This is a genomic window from Nitrosospira sp. Is2 (genome assembly GCF_033095785.1).
Lineage (GTDB): Bacteria > Pseudomonadota > Gammaproteobacteria > Burkholderiales > Nitrosomonadaceae > Nitrosospira.
In genome coordinates this window covers 2222712-2246219 of record NZ_CP137134.1, presented here as the reverse complement: position 1 = coordinate 2246219, position 23508 = coordinate 2222712, and the positions used below count along the sequence as shown (strand labels likewise).

22 protein-coding genes are annotated in these 23508 nt (G+C 53.5%); 12 read left to right on the top strand and 10 right to left on the bottom strand.

The genetic code is table 11. The annotated features are described in order from the left end of the window. Positions 1–22 precede the first annotated feature (22 nt). From R5L00_RS09845 to arfB, 4 genes are all read left to right on the top strand, one after another. Complete coding sequence (locus tag R5L00_RS09845) at positions 23–727, top strand: FkbM family methyltransferase (RefSeq protein WP_317651420.1); 705 nt, start codon at positions 23–25, stop codon at positions 725–727. A 614-nt stretch (positions 728–1341) separates the two neighbouring features. Beyond that, positions 1342–1656, top strand: coding sequence for a PEPxxWA-CTERM sorting domain-containing protein (locus R5L00_RS09840; protein ID WP_317651419.1), 315 nt, complete (start codon positions 1342–1344; stop codon positions 1654–1656). 175 nt (positions 1657–1831) lie between these two features. Continuing rightward, positions 1832–2734: an NAD-dependent epimerase/dehydratase family protein gene (locus R5L00_RS09835; RefSeq protein ID WP_317651416.1), complete on the top strand. Its 903-nt coding sequence runs from the start codon at positions 1832–1834 to the stop codon at positions 2732–2734. A 55-nt stretch (positions 2735–2789) separates the two neighbouring features. Beyond that, on the top strand, positions 2790–3212 hold the full coding sequence (arfB, locus tag R5L00_RS09830) for an alternative ribosome rescue aminoacyl-tRNA hydrolase ArfB (RefSeq protein WP_317651414.1): 423 nt from the start codon (positions 2790–2792) through the stop codon (positions 3210–3212). Between the two features lie 23 nt (positions 3213–3235). Here the strand turns inward: arfB and R5L00_RS09825 are convergent, their stop codons facing one another. From R5L00_RS09825 to R5L00_RS09815, 3 genes are all read right to left on the bottom strand, one after another. Beyond that, complete coding sequence (locus R5L00_RS09825) at positions 3236–4759, bottom strand: HAMP domain-containing sensor histidine kinase (protein ID WP_317651412.1); 1524 nt, start codon at positions 4757–4759, stop codon at positions 3236–3238. A gap of 32 nt (positions 4760–4791) precedes the next feature. Beyond that, positions 4792–5235, bottom strand: a complete 444-nt coding sequence (locus R5L00_RS09820; RefSeq protein WP_107694743.1) for a response regulator transcription factor — start codon at positions 5233–5235, stop codon at positions 4792–4794. Between the two features lie 274 nt (positions 5236–5509). Then, on the bottom strand, positions 5510–6193 hold the full coding sequence (locus R5L00_RS09815; protein ID WP_317651410.1) for an alpha/beta hydrolase: 684 nt from the start codon (positions 6191–6193) through the stop codon (positions 5510–5512). Between the two features lie 242 nt (positions 6194–6435). On the opposite strand from R5L00_RS09815, the gene R5L00_RS09810 reads away from it, so the two are divergent. Beyond that, a complete protein-coding gene (locus tag R5L00_RS09810) occupies positions 6436–7539 on the top strand; it encodes a transglutaminase-like domain-containing protein (protein ID WP_317651409.1) in 1104 nt (367 codons plus the stop codon). 114 nt (positions 7540–7653) lie between these two features. On the opposite strand, the gene yjgA is transcribed toward R5L00_RS09810, so the two are convergent. Beyond that, the gene (yjgA, locus tag R5L00_RS09805) at positions 7654–8184 is read right to left on the bottom strand and encodes a ribosome biogenesis factor YjgA (protein WP_317651408.1); all 531 of its coding nucleotides are present in this window, start codon (positions 8182–8184) and stop codon (positions 7654–7656) included. Between the two features lie 94 nt (positions 8185–8278). On the opposite strand from yjgA, the gene pmbA reads away from it, so the two are divergent. From pmbA to R5L00_RS09790, 3 genes are all read left to right on the top strand, one after another. Next, the gene (pmbA, locus tag R5L00_RS09800) at positions 8279–9637 is read left to right on the top strand and encodes a metalloprotease PmbA (RefSeq protein WP_317651407.1); all 1359 of its coding nucleotides are present in this window, start codon (positions 8279–8281) and stop codon (positions 9635–9637) included. A gap of 179 nt (positions 9638–9816) precedes the next feature. Next, positions 9817–10860, top strand: a complete 1044-nt coding sequence (locus R5L00_RS09795; protein WP_317651405.1) for a phosphoglycerate mutase — start codon at positions 9817–9819, stop codon at positions 10858–10860. A 311-nt stretch (positions 10861–11171) separates the two neighbouring features. Further along, the gene (locus R5L00_RS09790; RefSeq protein ID WP_107694750.1) at positions 11172–11906 is read left to right on the top strand and encodes a LuxR family transcriptional regulator; all 735 of its coding nucleotides are present in this window, start codon (positions 11172–11174) and stop codon (positions 11904–11906) included. Positions 11907–11976: 70 nt separating this feature from the next. Here R5L00_RS09790 and xth read toward each other — a convergent pair whose 3' ends face one another. Beyond that, positions 11977–12747, bottom strand: coding sequence for an exodeoxyribonuclease III (xth, locus tag R5L00_RS09785; protein ID WP_317651402.1), 771 nt, complete (start codon positions 12745–12747; stop codon positions 11977–11979). 223 nt (positions 12748–12970) lie between these two features. On the opposite strand from xth, the gene folE reads away from it, so the two are divergent. Both folE and R5L00_RS09775 read left to right on the top strand, forming a co-directional pair. Further along, positions 12971–13540, top strand: a complete 570-nt coding sequence (gene folE / locus R5L00_RS09780; protein WP_107694752.1) for a GTP cyclohydrolase I FolE — start codon at positions 12971–12973, stop codon at positions 13538–13540. Between the two features lie 210 nt (positions 13541–13750). Then, positions 13751–14644 (top strand): hypothetical protein, encoded by an 894-nt coding sequence (locus tag R5L00_RS09775; protein ID WP_317651399.1) that lies wholly within the window; start codon positions 13751–13753, stop codon positions 14642–14644. A 78-nt stretch (positions 14645–14722) separates the two neighbouring features. Here the strand turns inward: R5L00_RS09775 and recN are convergent, their stop codons facing one another. Together recN and R5L00_RS09765 are read right to left on the bottom strand one after the other, a co-directional pair. Beyond that, positions 14723–16414, bottom strand: coding sequence for a DNA repair protein RecN (gene recN / locus R5L00_RS09770; RefSeq protein ID WP_317651397.1), 1692 nt, complete (start codon positions 16412–16414; stop codon positions 14723–14725). A 10-nt stretch (positions 16415–16424) separates the two neighbouring features. Beyond that, complete coding sequence (locus tag R5L00_RS09765) at positions 16425–17309, bottom strand: NAD kinase (RefSeq protein ID WP_317651395.1); 885 nt, start codon at positions 17307–17309, stop codon at positions 16425–16427. A gap of 242 nt (positions 17310–17551) precedes the next feature. Here R5L00_RS09765 and hrcA point away from each other — a divergent pair, with 242 nt between their 5' ends. After that, on the top strand, positions 17552–18571 hold the full coding sequence (gene hrcA / locus R5L00_RS09760; RefSeq protein ID WP_107694757.1) for a heat-inducible transcriptional repressor HrcA: 1020 nt from the start codon (positions 17552–17554) through the stop codon (positions 18569–18571). A 188-nt stretch (positions 18572–18759) separates the two neighbouring features. After that, complete coding sequence (hemH, locus tag R5L00_RS09755; RefSeq protein WP_317654160.1) at positions 18760–19845, top strand: ferrochelatase; 1086 nt, start codon at positions 18760–18762, stop codon at positions 19843–19845. Here hemH and R5L00_RS09750 read toward each other — a convergent pair. From R5L00_RS09750 to secD, 3 genes are all read right to left on the bottom strand, one after another. Beyond that, positions 19842–20534 carry a DedA family protein gene (locus R5L00_RS09750; protein ID WP_317651392.1) on the bottom strand — a complete coding sequence of 231 codons (693 nt, stop codon included), beginning with the start codon at positions 20532–20534 and terminating at the stop codon, positions 19842–19844. The two genes, hemH and R5L00_RS09750, sit on opposite strands and share 4 nt — an antisense overlap. Before the next feature lie 57 nt (positions 20535–20591). Further along, on the bottom strand, positions 20592–21524 hold the full coding sequence (gene secF, locus R5L00_RS09745; protein ID WP_317651389.1) for a protein translocase subunit SecF: 933 nt from the start codon (positions 21522–21524) through the stop codon (positions 20592–20594). 103 nt (positions 21525–21627) lie between these two features. After that, complete coding sequence (secD, locus tag R5L00_RS09740) at positions 21628–23508, bottom strand: protein translocase subunit SecD (RefSeq protein ID WP_317651384.1); 1881 nt, start codon at positions 23506–23508, stop codon at positions 21628–21630.

Below are 23508 nucleotides of genomic sequence, written 5' to 3'. Positions count from 1 at the left end.
GCCGCTGATTATGGATATAGGCATGAACAACGGCCGCGACAGTCTGTTCTACCTGCGCAAGGGCTTCCGGGTAGTCGCTGTGGAAGCAAGCCCACCCGCGGTTGAGAACGCGCGTATAAACCTGGCTCCCTATATTGATTCGGGTCAGCTGGTAATCGAGCCAGTTGGTTTAGCCGCGCAGGAGGGTGAGTTTATTTTCTATGCAAATCTCGACAATGACCGTTGGAGCAGCTTCAATAAAAGCTGGGGAACCCGAAACGGGACACAATATCTTGAAATTCCAGTGCAGTGCATCCGGCCACAATCCCTTTTCGAAAAGCATGGTATACCCTATTACCTTAAGATCGATATCGAGGGTAATGACATCGATGTAGTATGTGCATTGCGTGACTTCCCCCTCCGTCCACGGTATGTGTCCATAGAAGAGAGTCAAACCTCTTATTTTGCGGAACTATGGTCTGTCGGGTGCCGGCAATTCAAGCTCGTCGACCAATGGAGTTTATGGCAGGTGAAGTGCCCGAATCCCCCTTTGGAAGGAAAGTATGTGGAAATCGACTTCGACAACACGACATCCGGACCTTTTGGAGATGAAGCACCGGGTGAATGGCTCGACTTTTCCCATGTCCTGGAAGCATATTTGACGAAAGTGAGATCGCCGACGCGTGGTTGGCTCGCGGCTGAAACCTCCTCGTTTGATATTCATGGGCGCATCGACTCATACCGATAGTTCAGCTGGAGGCACCGCCAGGCAGCTAATAATCAGTCCTTATGCTGGTGCAGCTAGGGTCAAGCGTAGATTGGCGTTTGGCGAGCATAATGTCGGGTATTAATCTAAGCTTGAGTAACTTTTCTTGGCGCCCGACAGTTTGATATAGGATATGACGGTCTACGACGTCAGCACATCAAAACAGCACACATTGGCGCGTTCTTACGCGAAGACCGCTGTTATTCGGTTACATATCATGTATCCCGCAATTGACTTGCTTGTAGTTGTATTTGAGAAAGGGCACACATCGCGCGGGTTTCATATCGCTGCGCCTATTTCTATGTCCGAGCACACAAATAGAATAATCCAGTAAAAGCCAGCCGCACTTCAGTGCTTCCAGGAGCAGGACGCGACAACTCGAATAAAGGAGTTAGATGTTTAGAACGATTTGTGCCCTACTCGCAGCCGGGTTCTCCAGGGAGCGAATTACGGATGGCGCAAGTTCGAAGGCACCCAGTTACATTTTCCTGAAGATCCGGAACAACCACACCGGACCCATCTTTGAGTAGGACCACAATGGCGGCGGAGCGTCGATTATTGGTGGCTACGCGTATTGCGGGGCAGAAATTAACGGGTTGGAGGGAACCTATTTCTTTGCAGACTTTATCACCGACAAAGTCATGACGTTCCGCTTCTCTGAAGATACTGGAATCACGGAACTTGCCGACCGGACCGCCGAATTGATCTCTCCCACCGGCATGACCGGACGTATTACCTCGTTCGGCTCGGATGGTTCAGGTAATCTCTACCTGGTGAGCCGCCGCGGACAGATCGGTGTGATAACGTCGGTCCCGGAACCAGAGGCGTGGGCAATGATGTTGGCCGGTTTTACGTTAGTCGGAGCATGCGGCAGATATAGGGAGAAAAAGCGGGGACACATCAACGCTTGATCAAGCGCCGGGGCGCCAAACCCTGCCATAGAAAAGCCTTCACGTTGGGTAGGATGAGTCGATAACGCGATCCCGAAGCAGGAGAGGGTAGTCAAGCGGAACTTCTTAACCCAGCGTTCTGGATAAGTGGCCCAAACATATACAACCCCAAGCTCTGGGAAAGGTTGGCAAGTCAATGTCGGAGCTTTCTTCACCTCCTCGAATTATCGTTACCGGCGCGAGCAGCATCATCGGGCAGTTTCTGCTGCCGAAGCTCGCAACTTCCGGTTGCGAGGTTCATGCCATCAGCCGTAATAACCGCAGCGGTCTGATTGCCACCGAAAAAAATTTATTCTGGCACTCAAGCGACATCAGCGATCCTGAGCAGTTGCCCCGCCTCTCCGCCAATGCGCTTGTGCATCTTGCGCCGCTCTGGCTGCTTCCCCCGCTGTTGCCCGTTTTGGACTCGCTTCAGCTTAAACGGGTGATCGGCTTCGGTTCCACCAGCGTATTCAGCAAGGCCGGTTCGGTCAACCCGGATGAACGGCGTCTATCGGTGCGTTTAACCGAGGCGGAGGAGGAGGTTAGCAAGCTCTGCGCGACCTTCGGAATTAACTGGACTGTGTTCCGCCCAACGTTGGTATACGATTGTGTGCGGGATAAGAATATTACTAGAATCGCGAGTTTTATTCGGCGCTTCGGTTTTTTTCCATTACTGGGAGAAGGCCGGGGGTTGCGCCAGCCAGTCCATGCCGATGATCTCGCAAATGCCTGCATTCTTGCCCTCTGGCGGCCACAGACATTCAACCGGGCATACAATTTGAGCGGGGGTGAGGCATTAAGCTATCTGCAGATGGTCGCGAAAATCTTCGACGCGCTCGGCAAGCCGGCACGTTTTCTCACGGTGCCCGAGTGGCTATTTCATGCCGCAATAAAGCTCGTCAGGCTGCTGCCCGGCGGCCGGGGGCTGAACGCAGAGATGGCGACACGAATGAACGTTGATTTGTGTTTTAATCATTCTGAAGCAACCAGGGATTTCGATTTTTCGCCGCGGTTGTTTCTTCCCCATTGGGACCATGCGGATACAATGCAAAAATGAGCCAGGCATGAAGCGATTGGTAAAAATTTAAGTCGTACTCTGCCCGCCCAGCATAATGGTGGAAAATCCTAATACGATATCCGTTGCCGAAAGCGAGATCGAGATTAAAGCGATTCGAGCGCAGGGATCGGGTGGACAAAATGTAAACAAGGTATCCAGCGCAATTCACCTACGCTATGATATTGACGCTTCCTCGCTGCCTGAAGTTTACAAGGAGCGCTTATTGAAGCTCAACGATTCGCGGATCACAAGAGCAGGTATTGTGGTTATCAAGTCGCAGCAGTATCGCACTCAGAAGAAAAACCGTGAAGAAGCGGTGAGACGTTTGCAGGAACTGGTTGATAGCATCGCCGTGCTGCCACCCAAGCGAAAACCGACTAAACCAACGCGTACTTCGCAAAAAAAACGGCTTGAGAGCAAAACCCATCGAGGACAGCTTAAAATCACGAGGAAAAAATCGGGCGAGTATCCGTTGTAACGAAACCCGCCGATCTTCCATAGCTAAGCGGGTTGGCACCCGCCTTTGGATGGTGCCGTTGTTTCACCCTGAGAGTCTGGCAGATATTTACCCGAATTTGTTCTCTGCATGCTCGTTTCTGTATCTGATGCGTTTCCCACATACTGGAAGAGAACGGAAAAAGCCGTCCCGACGTCGTGTTCGCTGGCAACCTGGATGTGAAGCTTGTTATTTTCCGCCACTGTTTTCACGATCGACAGTCCAATTCCGCTCGACGTCCGATTATGCAGAGCCGCTCTGGGCGCGTAAAAATATTCGTCGAATATATGCGGCAACTCCATATCACTTATGCCGATCCCGTGGTCACTCACCGTTATCACCGCGGATAAGCTTTGCCTGTTGATTTTGGACACAATCTCCACCGAACCACCATCGTAGGAATAGGTAATTGCGTTTGAGATGATATTCTCGAAAAGTATTTCAAGCTGACTGGGAATACATTGCACTAAAAAATCATCGGTCGAGGCGTTTATCCTGATCTGGCGCGAATTTGCTATTGGCCCGAGTTTATCGATGCACTTGCGAATGACCGGCCCAATATTGACGCACTCATGATTATTCGGGTCCCGAGCGGCGGCTTTCAATCTTTCAAGTTTAAGCACATCGAGGATCAAGCCTGCCATACCCGCGGCGCGGTCATCGATCTTTCCGAGAATATCCTTTATTTCAGGTGACACCTCTCCACAATAATTCCCTTTTACCAAACCGATTTTGCTGCGAATAGCGTCCAGGGGTGCCTTGAGCTGATGGGTCATGAGAACCGCATACCGGTCCTTTTCGACTTGCGCCTGGCTGATCTGCTTATAGGCATCCATGAGATGCCGCTCATTAGTGCGCACGACGATTGCCAGTCGCGAGACGACATACCAGACTATGATGAAAAGCACATCAAGCGTAACCATCCATAAGAGGATATTGACCTTGAGCGGGGTGACCTCGGCTGCGCCTGAATCTATCAGCACAGATTGAGGGGCCAGGAAAAGCAGGGGGTTCTCAATCAGCAAAACCGCCCCGTACATGCAACAGACAAGCGCGGTAACGATCAGGCTCTCGATGGTCGAGAAAAAAATGCAGGACAGGACGATGTGCAGCACATAGAAGAACGGAGCGGGCGTGCCAATGCTGCCCGCAAAATGCACGACGACCGACAGGCAAACAAGATCGATTATTATTTGCGCCCAGATGTTAATGGCCGGGGAGTTGTGTTTTGTTCGCGGACGGAAATCCAGGGCATAGATATAGAAAATATTAGCAATGGCCAATATGGCCGTCACGGCGACTGGCCACCCCTGCTGATGAGTGATGCCGATGGTGGTGAGCGTGTCGGAGGCGATAAGCGCAAATATCTGAAAAAGAATAAGTAGTGCGATTACGGCCCACCGAAAGATGATAAACCACCGCGCATTGCCGATTAATACCTCGTCGCTCAGCTTGGCGCGACCCAAGCCCACTCCCGGGAAAGCGAAGCGATTTTTGGAACCATCCCAGGAAAATTCGGCAATCGCCATGGTTAAATTTCCAGGAAGAACCTGGGTTAACGTTATGCGTCTTCCAGACGGCTACGTATGATCGACAGGAAACTCACCGGCTCCACCGGTTTTTCCACAATCAATATCCATTCGTCCGAAACCCCCGTGAAATAGGGGCGGATTTCTTCACCGAGAGAGGTCATGAATATCATGGGAAGCTTAGGAAAACGGTCGCGTATGGTGACGTAGGCTTCCAGGCCCTTATCCATCGTTTCGACCATTACGTCCAGGATTGCCAGGTCTGGCAGATCCGATGTATTCCCCAATGATTCTATGAAGTCATCCATTGTCTGGTAACTATCAACAGCATATCCATTCGCCGTGAGTATTTTCTTCACAGTGTCGCGAATGTCCGGATCGTCATCAATATGGGCAATTTTCCGGGTCGCGCCTTGTTTAGCTGTTATGGAAACCGGCAACTGTTCAGTATTTTGATTTTGGGCAACCGCGTGCATTTGGGTTCCTCCGCTTTGTCTAGTTATAAATATCTAGTTATGAATTACCCTGTTGATAAGAAGGAATATAGCACATAATTCCATATTGTCATCAGGGTAATACAGCAGATGTGAGGTAACTGTCATGTACACATAAAAAAATAGTGAAGATTTTCAGCCTGCTGGCTGGGAAGAGGTAGGGCTGCGGGAGGAAGTCGCGACGCTATCCGAACAGCGAATAGCGTTAGACACGATGATTAACAGCAGTAGCAGCTGATGCGATTGACTGAGCGCGCTATTCCAATACACGGTTCAGCCAGCGGCTGATGTCGTCGATTTCTTCCCTGCAAACGGTATGCGCCATCGGATATTCATGCCAATCCACCGCATAGCCGGACGCCAGCAACTGCTGCTTCGAAGTCCCCGCCAGTACTAAGGGTACGACACTGTCCAGGCGGCCATGGGCCATGAAAATCGGAGTGGCAAAATTGGCGCGATGCGCTTCTGCCGCAAGTGTCCGCGGCGCGGGGAGATAACCCGATAACGCCATAATGCCGGCGAGTCTTTCGGAATGGCGCAAGCCGGTGTGTAAAGCCAAGGCCCCGCCTTGCGAGAACCCTGCCAGAACAACATTCTCTGGTTTAATCCCGCGCTCCGTTTCCCGATCTATCAAAGCTTCAATCGCTCGTTGCGAACTGCGTAAGCTGTCAAGGTTTTCCTGAACCCCAACATTTGGATCGATCAGGTCGTAATCATGCCAGGCGCGCATCACCATTCCGCGGTTGATACTTACCGGTCGCATAGGGGCGTGAGGGAACACGAAGCGAATACTTAGGGTGGAAGGCAACGCGAGTTCGTCCACTATGGGAACGAAATCGTGCCCATCCGCACCAAGACCGTGCAGCCACAGGACCGCGTGCGTGGGGCTGGGTCCGGTTTCGAGCTCGACGGCAGGAAGTAGACTGGTTGGAATCGTCATCGGTATAAGCTGGGCAACCGGTCAAAAGGCCATCAAGAAAACGAGGAAGGCGGTAGCCTAGCCCAGGACAGCCTGAAGTGCAAACAAAAGCGATGGCGGATTTTCGAGGGAGGCTGGGGAGCTGCAGCGCCTTGGCACCGCTTATAAATTATCTCGGGATCCCCCGGTTGACTTAACCTAGAGGGAGGATTAGATTCGCACCTTTCGATTTTCTTGGATCGAATCATACAGCAGGAGAAATCATGAAACGCAGGGATTTTATCAAGCTGGCCGGGGCAAGCGCGGCGTTGCTTCCTGTTGCACCTTCGGTGTTTGGTAAGGATCAGGAGGTCATACGACCAAGAACAAATACCTATCGCCTGACTTATAAGGTGGACCTCCCCAGCGACGGGAACAAGGCACGCCTATGGCTACCCTTGCCTGATATCAACGATAGCGCCCATCAATTTTCCCAAGGCAGCGTATGGAGCGGGAATGCGAGCATTGCCAGGTTTGATGCCGTTCCCGGTACGACCTCGCCCATGTTTTATGGGGAGTGGCGCGGAAGCGGTCCCCGCAACGTGACAGTCAGCAGCGTCGTCAAGACAACCAATCGTACGGTCGACCTGCAGCATTACTCCGAGCGACGCGGGGCCGCGCTTCCCGCGGATGTAAAACGTTATCTGCAGGCCACTAAGCACGTCCCCCTGGATGGCATCGTTCGCAAGACTGCGCTTTCCATAGTAAAGGACACCAATGCCCATTCCTCTTTGGAGAAAGCAAAGGCAATATACGATTGGGTAGTGGATAATTCCTATCGCGATCCGGAAACGCGGGGCTGCGGCCGGGGAGATATCAAATCCATGCTGGAATCCGGCAACCTGAGCGGCAAATGCGCCGACCTCAACACCTTGTTTGTCGGTCTGGCGAGGGCCGCCGGTGTTCCTGCCCGGGATAACTATGGAATCCGGATAGATGAGTCCGCAGCGCATAAAACGCTTGGCCGATCGGGAGACATTACGACGGCTCAACATTGCCGTCCCGAGTTTTATCTGGTCGGCCTGGGCTGGGTACCTGTCGATCCTTCCGATGTGCGTCAATTGGTATTGGACGAGGAATTGCCGCTTGGACATCCAAGAGTGGCCGTACTAAGAGAAAAATTGTTTGGTTCGTGGGAGATGAACTGGGTGGCATTTAATCATGCCCGAGACGTTAAGCTGGCACGAGACAGCGTATTGGGCGAGCTGCCGTTCTTCATGTATCCGCAGGCTGAAGTTGGGGGCCATGCGCGAGATAGCCTGGAACCGCAAGAATTTGCCTACAACATCTTCTCATCGCAATTGGTCGGTACGGGCATCAAGTTTTAGTCACCGCTTGAAACGAAGGGATGGCGGCAGCCGAGCTGTGTATCCGCTGCCATTGCCTGGCCATGTCTGCGTCAAGTGGCGAAAAAAAGGGGGTTCCCAGGCTCCAACACGCATTTACTCATCACGAACGAATCGGCCCTTCCCCTCGGTTTGAGGGATGAGGTTCTGCAATTCCTGAAATAAGGCACGGAAGCTCTTAGGGGGCTTGTTCGCCAGCCTTTCTTTTTGCGCATTACGTATAAGCGCGCGCAGTTGCTGGAAGTCGGCGGCGGGAAATTTCTGTCCGAGTTCCTCCAGTGCCTGTTCATCTGACAATAGCCGTTCTCGCCAGCGCTCGAGTTGATGCAGCCATGCCGTCTGCTGCAGGGCTAGTCCGTTCCACGCGTCCAGTTTTTGCCTGATAGGCAAAGCATCCAGATCACGCATCAGCTTGCCGATAAATTGCATCTGGCGACGGATGGCGCCGTGTTTGCGCATCCGCTTGGCTTCAAGAACGGCGTCCATCAGTGCTTCAGGCAAATCAAGCTCCCTTAAACGCTTGAGATCGAGTTGAACCAACTGCTCGCCAATGTCCTGGAGTTCGTGCATTTCCCGCTTGCGTCGCGTTTTGCTCGGCGGAAGTTCGGATTCGGAATTATCAATCATGTTCTTTTGCGCACCCATTCCCACGTTAAGAAACTGTTATCATAGCGCCATTCGCCGGTAACAAATCCATTGCAACTCCCGAAATCGCCCTCCCATGACCGCCATAGCAAAATCCTCGCCTCGTTTCTCCTATCCTTTCACTACACTCCAGACAATTGCGGAAGATGTGTTGAGCCAAGCGAAGAAGCTTGGCGCCACCGCCTGCGAAACCGACCTCTCCGATGGTTTCGGCCAGAACGTTACAGTACGGCGCGGGGAAGTAGAAACAATAGAATACAACCGCGACAAGGGTCTGTCGGTATCGGTATACATTGGGCAGAAGCGCGGCCACGCCAGTACCTCGGATTTTTCTCCACGGGCGGTAAGCGACACAGTGGCAGCGGCTATCTCAATAGCCGGCCATACGGCGGCCGACGATTGTGCGGGGCTGGCGGACGCCGATTTACTGGCGCGAGCGTTTCCCGATCTCGATCTCTATTTTCCCTGGGATTTGCCGGTAGAGCAGGCGATAGAACTTGCAAAGACATGCGAGGCGACCGCGTTGGACGTTGACAAGCGTATCACCAATTCCGAAGGGGCCAGCGTTTATCTGAATGAATCGCAGTTTGTTTATGCAAACAGTCTTGGATTCATGGGGGGTTATCCCGCGTCGCGTCACAGCATCAGCTGCGCTGTGATAGCGAGCCAGAACGACACCATGCAGCGTGACTACTGGTACAGCGTGGCGCGCAATGCGCGCGACCTCGAGGAAGCCGGCAGCATCGGCAGAAAAGCGGGGACTCGCACTGTTGCGCGGCTGGGCGCCAGAAAAATTCCCACGTGTGAGGTCCCTGTGCTGTTTGAGGCGCCTATCGCTTCAAGTCTGATTGGACATTTCGTCAGGGCCGTCAGCGGGGGCAGTCTCTACCGGAAGTCGTCGTTCTTGCTGGACAGTATCGGCAAGCAGGTTTTTGCGCCGCATATCCAGATCCGGGAATTGCCTCATCTGAAAAGGGGTTTGGCTAGCCAGGCCTTCGACGATGAAGGCGTGGTCACGCATGAGCGCAACGTCGTCGAGAATGGCGTGTTGCAAGGTTATTTTCTCAGCAGTTATTCCGCGCGTAAGCTTGGCCTGCGTACCACCGGAAATGCCGGGGGCAATCACAATCTGATTCTTGAGAATGGAACTGGACTGGACTTCCCCGCTCTACTTAAAAAAATGGGTAAAGGCGTGCTGGTTACCGAATTGCTGGGCCAAGGGGTCAATCCTGTGACCGGGGACTATTCACGGGGAGCAGCCGGCTTTTGGGTCGAGGACGGAGAGATTCAGCATGCAGTGGAAGAAATTACCATTGCCGGTAATCTGAAAAATATGCTGCTCGGTATTTCCGCAGCGGGAAGTGATGTGGTCGTACGTGGTTCAAAACAGTGTGGATCGCTGCTGATAGACAGGATGATGGTTGCGGGCGGTTAGGAACCGGATCAGAAGGGGCTAATAATCCCGGTCCGTGGAGGATTAGTCGTGCTCCTGCGCGACAGGCTTTAGCTTCGCCCTCGATGCTGTCTTTGTCAGAACACTGTCTCTAGCTCCCTGCCCGACAGCTTGACCCGCGATACGGACCATTCTTCGCTTACAGCCGAAAGTCCCATTCAATGAATCTGCATTTGCTCGTTCCCTCGCTATTCTGGCCTGACGCGTCGCTTCCCGAAATTTATCGTGATTTGCCGCTGCCTGCGCTGGAAAACCTCCTCACAAAATGCTCACGCACAGATGATGAACCGGAGGGCATGGAGCCCTGGCTTTGCCGCGCCTTTGGCGTCCAGAAGCAGCTTGACTGGCCGGTGGCCCCTATCACACTGCGGGGCGACGGCGGGGAGAGAATAAAAGCGGGACAGGATTATTGGATTCGTGCCGATCCGGTGCATTTGCGTATTGAGCGCGACCAAGCCGTCCTTGCTGACAGCCGCGTTTTTCCGATCGCGCCAGAAGAAGCCCATCAGCTGACAAGTCTGCTCACCCGGCATTTTTCTGCAAATGGCCTTGACATGGAATTCCTGCCTTTGCAGCCTGATCGCTGGTACGTGCGGCTGGTCGAGACGCCGCCGGCGCACACGCATTTACTCAGCGACGTTATCGATCGTGGCATCAATGACCATTTGCCCTACGGCTCGAACAATACGATCTGGCGCGGCTTGTTTAACGAAGTTCAAATGCTGCTGCACGAGCACCCGCTAAACCAGGCGCGCGAGGGGCGCGGCGAACCTTCCATTAACGCTACTTGGTTCTGGGGCGGTGGAATCATGCCTGAGTCTTTAGTATCCGATTATTCGCAGGTGTGGAGCAATGATGATCTTGCCGGCAGCCTCGCGCTTGCCTCCGGTACAGGCCAGGCCCCGCTCCCACCCAACGCGGCAATATGGCGCCAGTCCACCCCATCCGGCAATCACCTTGTCGTGCTCGATTCCTTACACGGAAAGGCCCAGTACCATGATCCGTACGGATGGCGTGAAAGTCTGAAACAACTCGACCATAACTGGTTTGGACCTCTTTGGGCAATGTTGAAGCAGGGGGAAATCGATCAGGTGACCCTCACCTCGTTGGAGAATAAAAAAGTGAGAAATTTCGCTGTCCGGCGCAGCGATTTGAGAAAATTCTGGCGTAGACCGAAAGCAATCGCCATGTATGCAGCCGGGTAATTTTGATAGTCGAAAAAGGCATGTTTTAGGTGCCTTTTCTGAAACTGGAAACATCCAATCATGCAGCAATATATATCCGGCGGCTGCTAAAACTTCTCATTTGCGCCTTCGAGGGAGCGGCAGGGCCGCCACGATAGATGTCATTGAGGGCGCTCAGGTTTTCCATCCCGGAACGTTGGATCAGGTATGATTACAGCCAAAAAATAACGGCTGCAAATAGCTCGCTAACTAACAATTCATAATAATACGGCGATCATTTACACGCGGTAACGGCTCTGCAATAAAGTGGATGTATTGTAAGAGGGAGAATCATGACTGATATTAATCTGTTTGAATCGTTGCTAACGTGCAGCTCGGTGGAAGAATTGCACGACAGCGCCAAAGCTATTGCGCAGACAATGGGCTTCGAGCATTTTCTGTATGGAGTTCAGGTAAATACCTCGCTAACGCGTCCTTACCGGTTCATCCTCAGCTGCTACCCGGAGATATGGCGCAAACATTACGATGCGGAAGGCTACGCGAATATAGACCCCACCGTTTCCCACTGCGCCAAAACATCAATCCCTATCATATGGAAAAACGAAATTTTCAAGGGACGCAAGGAGGCCCGCGTAAGAAGCGAAGCAAAGGATTGCGGCCTGGTCAGCGGGGCCAGCTTTTCCGTGCATGGCGGGCGGGGTGAAGCCGCCATGCTGAGCCTGGCTACATCCCGAGAGTCTCGTGAAGCGCAGAATGACATTGTCGCCATGATGGGCCAGGCCCAGCTACTGACGTGTTATCTGCATGAGGCAGTCCAGCGTATCGTGCTAAGCAAAGGACCTCTGCCCTTGAAAAAAATCAACCTGACGGACCGGGAGAAAGAGTGTTTACTCTGGGCAGCCGAGGGTAAAACAGGCTGGGAAATAGCGAACATCGTGAGTATCTCGGAACGCACCGTGACGTTTCACCTTCAGAATGCGTCCCAGAAATTGGGCGTGGTCAACCGGCGGCAGGCGATCTCCCGGGCCCTTTCGATGGGACTTATCGAGCCCGGAAATATCGGGTAAGAAGCGGCGGTACGGTGGACGATCCGCGGTAGGCAACCCCGTCGTTGTATCTCCAAGCTCAAGAATAACGTCAGTGGCTTGCCAGTTCGACTATTACTGGAGCATGATCAGAAGGACGCTCCAGCTTGCGAGTCGCCTTGTCTATGACGCAAGCCGTACATACTTCAGCCAGTTCGCGACTCAAGAGAATATGGTCGATTCTCAAGCCCATGTTGCGGCGAAAAGCCATCATGCGGTAATCCCACCACGTATAGCATTTCTCCGGTTGCTCAAACAAGCGGAAGCTATCTATCAGCCCCAAGTCAAGCACTTCCCGAAACGCCTCACGTTCTGGCAGGCTGAACAGAACCTGTCCATCCCATAATTTCGGGTCATGTACGTCCCGCTCTTCCGGCGCGATGTTGAAGTCCCCCAGCAGTACGAGCTTGGGGTGCCTGCTCAACATATCCCGCATCCAATCCCGGAGAGCGTCCAGCCATTTCAGCTTGTATTGATACTTTTCAGATGTGACATGCTCGCCATTTGGCACGTAAATACACGCCACCATGATGTCGCCATAAACTGCCGCCAGCACGCGCTTCTGCTGATCGTCCAGATCAGGGATGCCTGAAATAATATTGACGCCCGGCTGTTTGCTGAGCAGCGCGACGCCGTTGTACGTTTTCTGTCCCGAAAAAAGGGTCTGGTATCCAGCTGCTGCAATATCATTAATGGGGAAATTTTCGTCTTGCAGCTTCGTCTCTTGCAGGCACAGCACATCAGGCTGATTGGAAGCCAGCCAATCAAGAACCTGAGGGAGGCGGACTTTAAGGGAATTTACATTCCAGGTTGCTATTTTCATGTGGTGCTATTACTCGGCTCATATCACGGGCTGGAGTATATCCCGTTAAGCACATACTGAATAGTTGGCCATTTATGTTGTGTGCTATTATGAAGCACGCACCAAATGGCCTGTTGGGTTTGGACAGCAGCGGCCCATGATGTGCTTATTCAGGGGTTCCTCCAGAACTCGTTCGATATTTGACGCATCGTTATTGCTTCCCTCGAACACAGGTATAGTAACCATGGATAATCCAAAGGACTCAGAATTCGGCATCGCCGACTGGCAGCGACTGATCCGCTCAATCGGAGAAGACCCCTCGCGTCAAGGCTTGCATGAGACCCCCGGCCGGGTGTCGCGCGCCTGGGCCCATTGGACCCGCGGTTACAAGCAGGATCCGGCAGCTATCCTCAAGACATTTGCCGATGGGGGCGAAAGCTACGATGAATTGATTGTGGTCAGGCAAATACCCGTTTATTCGCATTGCGAGCACCATCTCGCTCCCTTCTTTGGCCATGCAACCGTCGGGTATCTTCCGAGTGGACACATTGTCGGGTTATCGAAGTTGACGCGGCTCGTCAACTGTTTTGCCGCGCGCTTGCAGGTCCAGGAACGGCTGACACAACAGATCGCGCAATCTTTGCTTGAGCATTTGCAACCCAAGGCGGTGGGCGTGATCATCCGTTGCCGTCATATGTGTATGGAGTCGCGTGGAATCGCGGTGGCCGGCGAGGAGACCGTGACTTCCGCCATGCTCGGCGACCTAAAGACCAATGCTGCTCAGCGAGCAGAGTTCCTCGCATTAGCCGAATAAGCCGTTCGGCTTATTGAACAGCTCTCAGCAAAACGGATAAGCTTTATATGCTGGTTTGAACTGATTTACTGAGATCTCTGAGATCTTAATAAGCCTCTCATTCCTGAGACTTGCGCGCCATGTTTGTTTGTTTCTTCATCCCTCATTCTGATTCCCCTCCTGTTGAAGGGGAGGCGGCACTGCTGCGTTAAATAACTGGAACCCAAACTCATGGCGTCATCGAAATATCTCTCCATTTTTTCTCCGGCAACAAACCAGCAAAGAAGAGAAAATTTTGAGAATTACTGGGATTTTACTCAACAGCACGGCGGGCAACTTTTTGAGGATGACAAGGACCTGGAAAAAAAACGTGCCCGACTTCAGCATTTTCAAAACAATCCAGTCAAATTGCGCCAGCCGCTTGCCGACCCAGAATCCTTTTATCGAAATTATGTTGAGATGCGGGATGATCCAACCTCGCTGGATCGCATGACGCTAATGCTGACCGGCATCTACAAGTTTGCCAGGCATGAATGGGTAGGGATAAAAGGTGCGTGGGATGTGATCCCCGATATGGCGCATTCATACCAGGTCGAGGACAAAATCAGCCGTGTCCATCTCGCCGAAGAGTTTTGTCATGTACGCCTGTTCAATGAAATGTTATGCACATGCGGGCTGGATCGAGTGGAGTGGGTGCCCTTAGGTCCCATCAAGGAAAAGATTTACGAGCAGTTTCCTAAAATCCCAGGCGTTATAAAGGATCCGCCGGCTTTTATCACGGAACTGATGGGCGTGACTTTTTATTGCCACCTGTACAAACTGTTCGATGAGATATTGGCCGAAGAACCGGAAGTACGCTACCGGTTAAAGGAGCTGCTGGACGAAATTACTATCGATGAAGTGGCACACGTAGGGCAACGCAGGAATTTTATCGGACCCATTGGAATGGGAATCTCTAAGGCACTAGTCAGACCTTTTTACACCCTGTTTTTCAAAGACATCCCGGAAATCAAGCAACTGCTCGACGTTGAAAAAATGATCGAGCATGGCGTTGCGTTTGATTTCAATGACCTGCCTGCGCATATGATTGAGCGCACCTGGATTCCTTCATACTGCAAAGCCTGACCAGAGCATTCCTTCCGTTGAGCTAGGTCTTACCCGTCAAGATGGAGGAAAACGGTAAAATCGGCGCTGATCGGAGGTTCAGGCATTACCTTTTCCTGCAGCTACCAGCATTTCCGCAGCGTGTTTACGGGTGGTGTCAGTGAGTTTTTCCCCACCGAGCATGCGCGCAATTTCCTCAGTCCGTTCCTGCTTATCAAGCACCTTGATACGGCTCGATACCCTTCCACCTTCAGCCGGATCAGCTGATTTTGCGACTTGCCATTGTTGGTCTCCCGCCGCGGCGACCTGCGGCAGATGAGTGATGCACATGACCTGACGCTGCTCGCCCAACTGCTTCAGCAACCTTCCGACAATTTCTGCCACGCGCCCGCCGATGCCTGCATCCACTTCATCGAATATGAGTGTGGGAGTTGCGCTCAGCTTGCTGACAATGACGTGAGTCGCTAACCCGATACGCGACAGTTCGCCCCCCGACGCAACTTTTGCCAACGGCCGCAGCGGCAGACCCTTATGCGCGGAAACCTGGAATTCAACTTGTTCAAGGCCATGCGCATTACCTGGTTCTAGCGGCGTTAAGGCCACCGAAAACTCCCCCCCGGCCATCGCCAGCGTCTGCATGGCCGCGGTAACCTGCTCGGAGAGCGTTCCGGCTGCTCTGGCTCTCACATCACTTAAACTTTTTGCGACCTCGAGATATTGTCCTCTGGCTATTTCTTCCTCTTCAGCCAAAGCTGGGCCGTCACCGTGATGGCCGAGCTCGTCCAGCCGGTCAGTGGCTGCCCTCAGCAGATCCGGCAACTCATCAGGCGTTACCCTGTACTTTCTTGCAGCCGCATGGACGGCTGATAACCGTTCCTCGATTTCCCGCAAACGCTGGGGATCGAGGTCGAGGCGTTGCTGATAACGGCCAAGCTCGTAGACCCCCTCCTGTAGCTGAATCTGCGCCGGCTCAAGCAAATCCAGCACGACCCTGAGGTTGCTGTCACAACTCACCAGGTCGCTGAGCCGGGAAATCACCGCGTTGAGCTGGGCAAGACAGGCCAACTCCCCTTCGGACAAGGCTTCGAGACCCGCATGAGCCGCTTCAAGCAGACTAGCAGCATTGCCGAGACGACCGTGTTCCGCTTGCAGCTCCTGCCACTCGTCTGATGAGAAATGTAATGCGGCCAGCTCGCTTGCTTGCCATTCCAGCTGTTCTCGCTGTTGTGTGAACGTTGCAGCGTTCTGTTCCCATGCAAGACGTTGCTGGCGCAGCCCCTGCCAGTGACGGTATGCCTCTGTGACTCGCACAGGCAATTCGCGATTGCCCGCATAGGCATCGAGCAGGTCACGTTGCGCTTCTGCGCGCATCAGCAACTGATGCGCATGCTGACCCTGAATCTCGACCAGCTGCTCTCCCGCCGCGCGCAGTTGTTGCAATGTGGCGGGGCGACCATTGATAAAACTGCGCGACCGCCCGGTGCCGTCTATCAGGCGGCGCAGCAGACACGCGCCATCACCGCTGCCAACATCTTCGAATCCATTTTCGCGCAGCCATTCTCTCAGCATCGGCAGCTCGCCTACGTCGAACTCCGCGCTGATTTCCGCCCGCTCGCAGCCCGTGCGCACATGAGTGGCATCGCTGCGTTCGCCCAGGACGAGCGAAAGAGCATCGATCAGAATCGATTTTCCGGCGCCCGTCTCACCGGTAAGAACGGTAAAACCTGGGATGAATTCCAGATCCATGCGGTCGACAATAACGAAATCCCGGATGCTGAGAAACTTTAGCATGAATAAAGAATTACGTAGCGTTTCTGGGAAGGCCGCTCCAGCCAAGCTTCTCGCGCAGCATGCGGTAATAGCTATATTGGGATGGATGAAGCAGCGTTACTGTATGAGGAGCGCGTGATACGATGACCTTGTCATTTTCCTGCAAATCGAAGTGCGAATGGCTATCCGAATGAACTCGTGCAACTGCGGTACGATGCATCAGGATCTCCACCGTGGCGTTAGGCCCAACTACAATTGGGCGGTTACTCAGCGTATGAGGGCTCACTGGCACCAGAGCGATCAAATCAAGGCTCGGATGAAGGATGGGACCCCCGGATGACAATGCGTATGCGGTAGAGCCGGTTGGAGTTGCCACGATCAGGCCATCGGAGCGCAACGAGTATACGTATTCGCCATTGATACGCACCTCGAATTCGATCATGTTGCCGCCCACCCCACGGTTTACCGCCACGTCATTTAATGCCAGCGCGCTAAACAGCACTCTATTGTCGCGAGCGACTTCGACGTACAGAAGCATGCGGCGCTCTGGCATATAGAGACCATCAAGCATGGAACCAAGGGTATCCACCATCGAATTGATGGAAAGATCGGTAAGGAACCCGAGCCTGCCCTGATTAATGCCGACCAGTGGCACGTCGAACGGCGCGAGCTTGCGCGCAATATTCAACATGGTCCCGTCGCCTCCCAGAACGATGGCCAAATCCGCGCGGGCGCCGATTTCCTCCATTGACAATGCGGGGTACTTTTCCTCCGCTGTAGTGGCAGCGGTAAGGGAATCGAGCAGTACTTCGAGGCCGCGGCTCTCCAGATATCTTCCCAAACTCAATAACGGCGTTACGATGTCCGGGTTTTTGTGCTTGCCAATCAGCGCTACGGTTTTAAATGGGGAATTCATGGTTGGGTTTGATCAGGAACGCCTGCGGCAATATATAACACGGCTTTTTTCTTTTGCCCCAGATTAAACCATATCGGCAGGAAGGTGACAAAGGATTCCCGCCCGCGCATTGGCATATTGGTGTACGTACGGGACACCAACGAGCCGATCTGAACGGAATTATTCCACTCTTTAATTGACAAAGGATTGTCCTTTTCGTGTGGCGGAAGCCTCAACATTGAATCCTGGTGTAGAATGTGCAAATGCTCAATCAGCGCGCCAAAATACTGCTAAAGACTCTGATCGAACGCTATATTCGCGAAGGCCAGCCGGTAGGTTCCCGCTCGCTTTCCAAATTTTCCGGCCTTAATTTAAGCCCGGCCACCATACGGAACATAATGGCGGATCTCGAGGAAATGGGGTTTGTCGCCAGCCCCCACACTTCGGCCGGTCGAATACCAACCCATCAGGGCTACCGCTTTTTTGTCGATACCCTGCTCGTTGTAAAGCCTCTGGATGTCATCGAGATGCATCAGCTCGAAGACCAGTTGCATCCGGACAATCCGTCTCGTCTGATCAACTCCGCTTCCCAGTTATTATCCGAATTGACCCGCTTTGCCGGGGTGGTGGTGGCTCCCAAGCGCAGCACCGCGATATTCCGCTACATCGAATTCATGACCCTGTCAGACAAACGCATTCTGCTCATTATTGTTACTCCGGAAGGGGACGTTCAGAACCGCGTGCTTTTTACCGACAGAACTTACAGTCAGTCCGAGTTGACAGAGGCGGCAAACTTCATCAACAGCCATTATGCCGGTTGCGCCATCGATGAAATCCGCTCCCGTCTCCAGGGCGAGTTGAAACAGTTGCGTCACGATATGACCACGCTCATGACCGCGGCCATCGAGGCGGGTGACGCAGCGATAAGGGAAAATAGTGAAAATGTGGTCGTTGCGGGTGAGCGCAAGCTGCTCGACGTGGAGGATCTTTCGGGCAACATGAGCAGCCTCAAGAGATTATTCGATCTGTTCGAACGCAAAACCGCACTGCTACAATTGCTCGAGCTAAGCCGCAAGGCGGAAGGCTTGCAAATCTTTATTGGCGGGGAATCCGGTGTCATCACACCGGATGAGTTCAGCGTGGTAACGGCGCCCTATGAAGTGGATGGGAAAATAGTGGGGACCGTTGCAGTAGTCGGCCCTACGCGGATGGCCTATGAAAGAATTATCCCGGTGGTCGACACGACCGCCAGGCTGCTCTCCAGTGCACTATCGCAACATTGACCGCTGCGATTTTTTCACAGTCGCGAACTTGCAGGCTTGAGCTTCTTATATCCCAATCCGTATATCCTGCTCCAACTTCGTGCTCACCACGTTCGAGGGAGGGAAAGGCGTAAGCGCGCACGTCAACTTACCGCCGCGACCGGTTAAGGTCAGCCAGCATAGGTTTTTAACGGAATCATACCAACTTGATCACTCCCGAGCCCGCTTACCGACACGGCACGCCTGACCAGACAGGCATCTTGCTGATTAATCTCGGAACCCCTGATGCACCCACCCCTGAAGCGCTGCGGCCCTATCTCAAACAGTTTCTGAGCAATCCTAGAGTGGTCGAAATTCCACAATGGATTTGGTGGCCCATTTTGAACGGGGTCATACTCAACACCCGCCCCAAAAAATCCGCGGAAAAGTACGCACAGATCTGGATGCCGGAAGGCTCGCCACTAAAGGTCCATACCGCCCGCCAGACATCGTTGCTACGGAATGAGCTGGCGGAACGTATCCAGCCGGTCCCGTTGATCGAGTACGCCATGAGCATTGGCAGTCCATCAATAGGCACGGTGTTGAGTATGATGAAGGAGCAAGGCTGCGATCGTATTCTGGTGTTGCCGCTTTATCCGCAATACGCCTCCAGCAGCACCGCATCCGCGTTCGACGAGGTGTTCACGCAACTGGGCGGCATGCGTAACGTCCCCGCACTTCGCACCGTCAGGCACTATCATGATCATCCCGGCTATATTGCGGCACTTGCGCAAAATGTGCGTGATCACTGGATGAAGATTGGCAGCCCTGGCAAACTGGTGATGAGCTTCCACGGAATCCCCCGTTCCTCGCTGGACAATGGCGATCCTTACCACTGCGAGTGTCAAAAAACCGGGCGGCTGTTGGCGGAATCGCTGGAGCTGGACTCAAACCAATATCAGATCTGCTTTCAATCCCGCTTTGGCCGGGCAGAGTGGTTGCGCCCTTATACGGCGGCCACGCTGGAGCAGCTTGGCAAAGAGAATGTGGGCCGCGTAGACGTAATCTGCCCCGGTTTTGTTTCCGACTGTCTGGAAACGCTTGAAGAAATTGCTATGGAAGGCAAAACCATATTCATGCAGGCTGGCGGCCGGGAATTTCACTATATTCCGTGCCTCAATGAGCGCAGCGAATGGATAAACGTCCTGGCCGACATCGCGCTCGAGAATCTGCAAGGTTGGCTGGGGCTGAAGCCCAACGAGGCTCAGCTCGCTCAATCCCGGCAGCGCGCACTGTCGGTTGGGGCGGGCGACTAGGGTCCCTTTGAAGAGTTCGTTACGCGACTATCGCCTTCGGGTTTGGGTGCGCGGTTTCCAAGCCGATTCCGCAAAAACTGGATGATCCCGGGTAGAACGGAAATGATGATGATGCCGAAAATGAAAAAGGTCAGGTTGTTTTTGACTACCGGGACGTTTCCAAAGAAAAATCCACCGAACACGAAGAAACTTATCCAGAAAACACTGCCGAATGCGCTGTAGGCCATGAAATGCGGGTATACCATGCGTCCGATACCGGCGACGAAAGGCGCAAAAGTGCGCACAATGGGGAGGAAACGCGCGAAGATGACCGTCTTGCCCCCATGCTTTTCATAAAATTGACGCGTCTTCTCCAGATGAGCCCGATTTAACAAGCGTGAGTTAGTGTGGGCGAATATCCGGGGACCAAAGTAACGACCGATCCAGTAATTGGTGTTATCCCCGCAAAAGGCCGCTAGCATGAGAAGCGCCGCTAGCAACTGAACCTCCATTGCGCCGGTCGCGGCGATGGCGCCGGCCACAAACAGCAGCGAGTCCCCTGGTAAGAATGGTGTCACCACCAATCCGGTCTCGCAGAAAATGATCAGGAACAGAATTAGATAAACCCAGCTGCCGTAGTTTTGAACCAGCCAGATGAGATGTTTATCCAGATGCAGGATGATGTCGATGAATGTCGCGAGAAGTTCCAAGAAAGTTCCATAAAAAGCTGCGATGAGACAAGGCGCGGGTGGGATAGTTGCCCGTAATCAGGGCACCGCTTCCACCTCTTCCTTCTTTTCAGGCTTGACAATATCCTGGCGTGAGACACCTAACAGCACGAGAAGGGGACTGGCGACCAATACCGAGGAGTAGATGCCAAACAGGATGCCGATGGTAAGCGCCAGGGCAAAATAGTGCAGCGCCTCACCGCCGAAAATCAGCATCGAGATCACCACCATCTGCGTGCTGCCATGGGTGATGATTGTCCGTGACATGGTACGCGTAATCGCATTGTCGATGACTTGCGCCACGGATGCCTTGCGCATCTTGCGGAAATTTTCCCGTATCCGGTCGAATATCACCACTGACTCATTCACCGAATAGCCCAGAATTGCGAGTATTGCTGCAAGCACGGTCAGCGAGAATTCCCACTGGAAAAATGCAAAGAACCCGAGAATGATGACGACGTCGTGCAGGTTCGCAATGATTCCCGACACCCCGAACTTCCACTCGAAGCGCAGGGCCAGATAGGCGATGATACCTAGGGAAACGATCAATAAGGCCAGAGCGCCATTTTCAACCAGTTCTTTGCCCACCTGCGGGCCGACAAATTCCACCCGGCGGATCTCCGCCGAGGGGTCGTCCTGGCGCAGCGCCGCTATTACCTTTTCAGACAACTGGGCGCTGGACATCTCAGGTTTAAGCGGGAGACGTATCAGCACATCGCGCGATGTTCCAAAATTCTGCACACTCGCATCAACCATTCCGAATTTGCCCAGCGTGGATCTTATTCTATTGATGTCAGCAGGCTGGGTATATCCAACTTCCATTACCGTCCCACCCGTGAAATCGACTCCTAGATTCAACCCCTTGGATACGAGAAAGAATACCGACACGAGAAAGGTCACCAGCGATATGGTCGTGGTGTATTTCCCCCAGCTCATGAAGGGGATGTCCCGCTTGATCCTGAAAAATTCCATACTGGCCCTTGGTTACTAAAGAGAGGTACATTCCTGCTCTAGTTGATCCGAAAAAATCCGTGATCAGGTATCCCGCTACGTCCGCACACGACTTCCACAGTCCTTAGCGCTTGCTACTCGCAGTGGTCGCGCCGCGCGCGGCACTCTCGGGATTTGTCGGCTTCCATACCTGACCAATAGCTACGTGCTCCAGCTTGCGCCGGCTGCCATATACCAGGTTGACCAGGCTGCGCGACACCATCACCGCGCTGAACATCGAGGTAAGAATCCCCAAACAGAGCACCACGGCGAAGCCTTTTATAGGTCCTGAACCAAACGCAAATAAAGCGATACCGGCAATCAATGTCGTAACGTTGGAATCGAGAATGGTACCCCACGCCCGCTCGTAACCAGCGTTAATCGCAGCTTGGGGCGGAAGACCTTGTCTCAGCTCATCGCGGATGCGCTCATTGATCAGCACGTTCGCGTCGATTGCCATTCCTATCGTGAGGGCGATGGCCGCCATGCCGGGAAGCGTCAGGGTCGCCTGCAGAATCGAGAGAAGACCGACCAGCAGCAATAGATTGACCCCGAGCGCCACCACTGAAATAACGCCAAACACCAGGTAATAGACGCTCATGAAAACCGCGATCATGAGAAATCCGTACAGAGTCGAATTGAAGCCCCGGGCAATGTTTTCGGCACCCAGGCTGGGGCCCACAGTGCGTTCCTCGACGATGTCCATAGGCGCAGCCAGCGCGCCCGCACGCAGCAGCAGCGCTACATCCCGGGCCTCTTCGGTCGTCATGCGCCCGCTGATTTGAACACGCCCTCCACCGATCTCCTCCCGGATTACCGGTGCGGTAATCACCTCCGCCTGATTTTTCTCGATCAGCAGGATGGCCATGCGCTTGCCGACATTGTCATGGGTTAGCTGACGGAAGATCCGGGCGCCATTATTGTCCAGATTGAGGTGCACTGCCGGCTGATTATTGTTGTCGAAGCCGGCCTGGGCATCATTGATGCGGTCGCCCGTTAGCACTACCTGTTTTTTCACCAGGATCGGGCCTCCGCCGCGCTCAGTGTAAAGCTCTGAGCCGAAGGGAATCTGGCCGCGCAATGCAGCGTCCACTTCACGCTCCTCATCCACCATGCGCACCTCCAGCGTTGCGGTGCGACCCAGAATGTCTTTGGCCTTGGCGGTATCCTGCACGCCGGGCAACTGAACAACTACACGATCCACGCCGGCCTGCTGAATGATGGGTTCAGCCACCCCAAGCTCATTGACGCGGTTGCGGAGCGTGGTGATGTTTTGCTGAACGGCCGCATCCTGTATGCGCTTCTGCGCTTCCGGCGTGAGCGTGGCAGTCAAGTGAAACTCGGCTTCCACGTTCTGGTCGCGCAAGCTCAAATCGGTGTAAGTCTTCTTGATTTCAGCTTCCGCCTGGGCACGAGATTCAGCGCTGCGAAATTTGACTATAATCAGCGAGCCCTGCTTTTCGAGGCCCGCATAAGGAATTTTCTTCTCCCGCAAGCTGCCGCGGATATCCGCGCTGTAGCGGTCGAGCGCCTTCGATAACGCGCCCTTCATATCCACCTGCAGCATGAAATGAACACCGCCGCGCAGGTCAAGGCCAAGATACATCGGCAACGCGCCGATGCTGGTCAACCATTGGGGGGAATTGGGGAGCAGATTCAGCGCAACCATGTAACCGTTGCCCAGCACCGACTGAAGCATGTCCCTGGCTTTGATCTGGGTATCGGTATCGGCAAAACGCACTTTGACCCCGCCTGGCTCAAGAAGCATGCCGTTTATGGGGAGATTGGCCTTCTTAAGGGCCTCCTCTACCCGTTGCAGAAGGGCCGTATCAGCCTTGGCCGTGGTGCGCAACGGAGAAATTTGCACTGCCGGGGATTCGCCATAAAAATTAGGCAGCGTGTAGAGCAACCCGAGGACTATCGAAACCGCAATGATCAGGTACTTCCAGAAAGGGTAGCGGTTCAT

Excerpts from the sequence above, each read along its gene's own strand:
- R5L00_RS09845 (WP_317651420.1), top strand. The coding sequence starts at position 23 with ATGAACAACGGCCGCGACAGTCTGTTCTACCTGCGCAAGGGCTTCCGG.
- R5L00_RS09835 (WP_317651416.1), top strand. The coding sequence starts at position 1,832 with ATGTCGGAGCTTTCTTCACCTCCTCGAATTATCGTTACCGGCGCGAGC.
- arfB (WP_317651414.1), top strand. The coding sequence starts at position 2,790 with ATGGTGGAAAATCCTAATACGATATCCGTTGCCGAAAGCGAGATCGAG.
- R5L00_RS09825 (WP_317651412.1), bottom strand. The coding sequence starts at position 4,759 with ATGGCGATTGCCGAATTTTCCTGGGATGGTTCCAAAAATCGCTTCGCT.
- R5L00_RS09820 (WP_107694743.1), bottom strand. The coding sequence starts at position 5,235 with ATGCACGCGGTTGCCCAAAATCAAAATACTGAACAGTTGCCGGTTTCC.
- R5L00_RS09815 (WP_317651410.1), bottom strand. The coding sequence starts at position 6,193 with ATGACGATTCCAACCAGTCTACTTCCTGCCGTCGAGCTCGAAACCGGA.
- R5L00_RS09810 (WP_317651409.1), top strand. The coding sequence starts at position 6,436 with ATGAAACGCAGGGATTTTATCAAGCTGGCCGGGGCAAGCGCGGCGTTG.
- yjgA (WP_317651408.1), bottom strand. The coding sequence starts at position 8,184 with ATGATTGATAATTCCGAATCCGAACTTCCGCCGAGCAAAACGCGACGC.
- pmbA (WP_317651407.1), top strand. The coding sequence starts at position 8,279 with ATGACCGCCATAGCAAAATCCTCGCCTCGTTTCTCCTATCCTTTCACT.
- R5L00_RS09795 (WP_317651405.1), top strand. The coding sequence starts at position 9,817 with ATGAATCTGCATTTGCTCGTTCCCTCGCTATTCTGGCCTGACGCGTCG.
- R5L00_RS09790 (WP_107694750.1), top strand. The coding sequence starts at position 11,172 with ATGACTGATATTAATCTGTTTGAATCGTTGCTAACGTGCAGCTCGGTG.
- xth (WP_317651402.1), bottom strand. The coding sequence starts at position 12,747 with ATGAAAATAGCAACCTGGAATGTAAATTCCCTTAAAGTCCGCCTCCCT.
- folE (WP_107694752.1), top strand. The coding sequence starts at position 12,971 with ATGGATAATCCAAAGGACTCAGAATTCGGCATCGCCGACTGGCAGCGA.
- R5L00_RS09775 (WP_317651399.1), top strand. The coding sequence starts at position 13,751 with ATGGCGTCATCGAAATATCTCTCCATTTTTTCTCCGGCAACAAACCAG.
- recN (WP_317651397.1), bottom strand. The coding sequence starts at position 16,414 with ATGCTAAAGTTTCTCAGCATCCGGGATTTCGTTATTGTCGACCGCATG.
- R5L00_RS09765 (WP_317651395.1), bottom strand. The coding sequence starts at position 17,309 with ATGAATTCCCCATTTAAAACCGTAGCGCTGATTGGCAAGCACAAAAAC.
- hrcA (WP_107694757.1), top strand. The coding sequence starts at position 17,552 with ATGCTCAATCAGCGCGCCAAAATACTGCTAAAGACTCTGATCGAACGC.
- secF (WP_317651389.1), bottom strand. The coding sequence starts at position 21,524 with ATGGAATTTTTCAGGATCAAGCGGGACATCCCCTTCATGAGCTGGGGG.
- secD (WP_317651384.1), bottom strand. The coding sequence starts at position 23,508 with ATGAACCGCTACCCTTTCTGGAAGTACCTGATCATTGCGGTTTCGATA.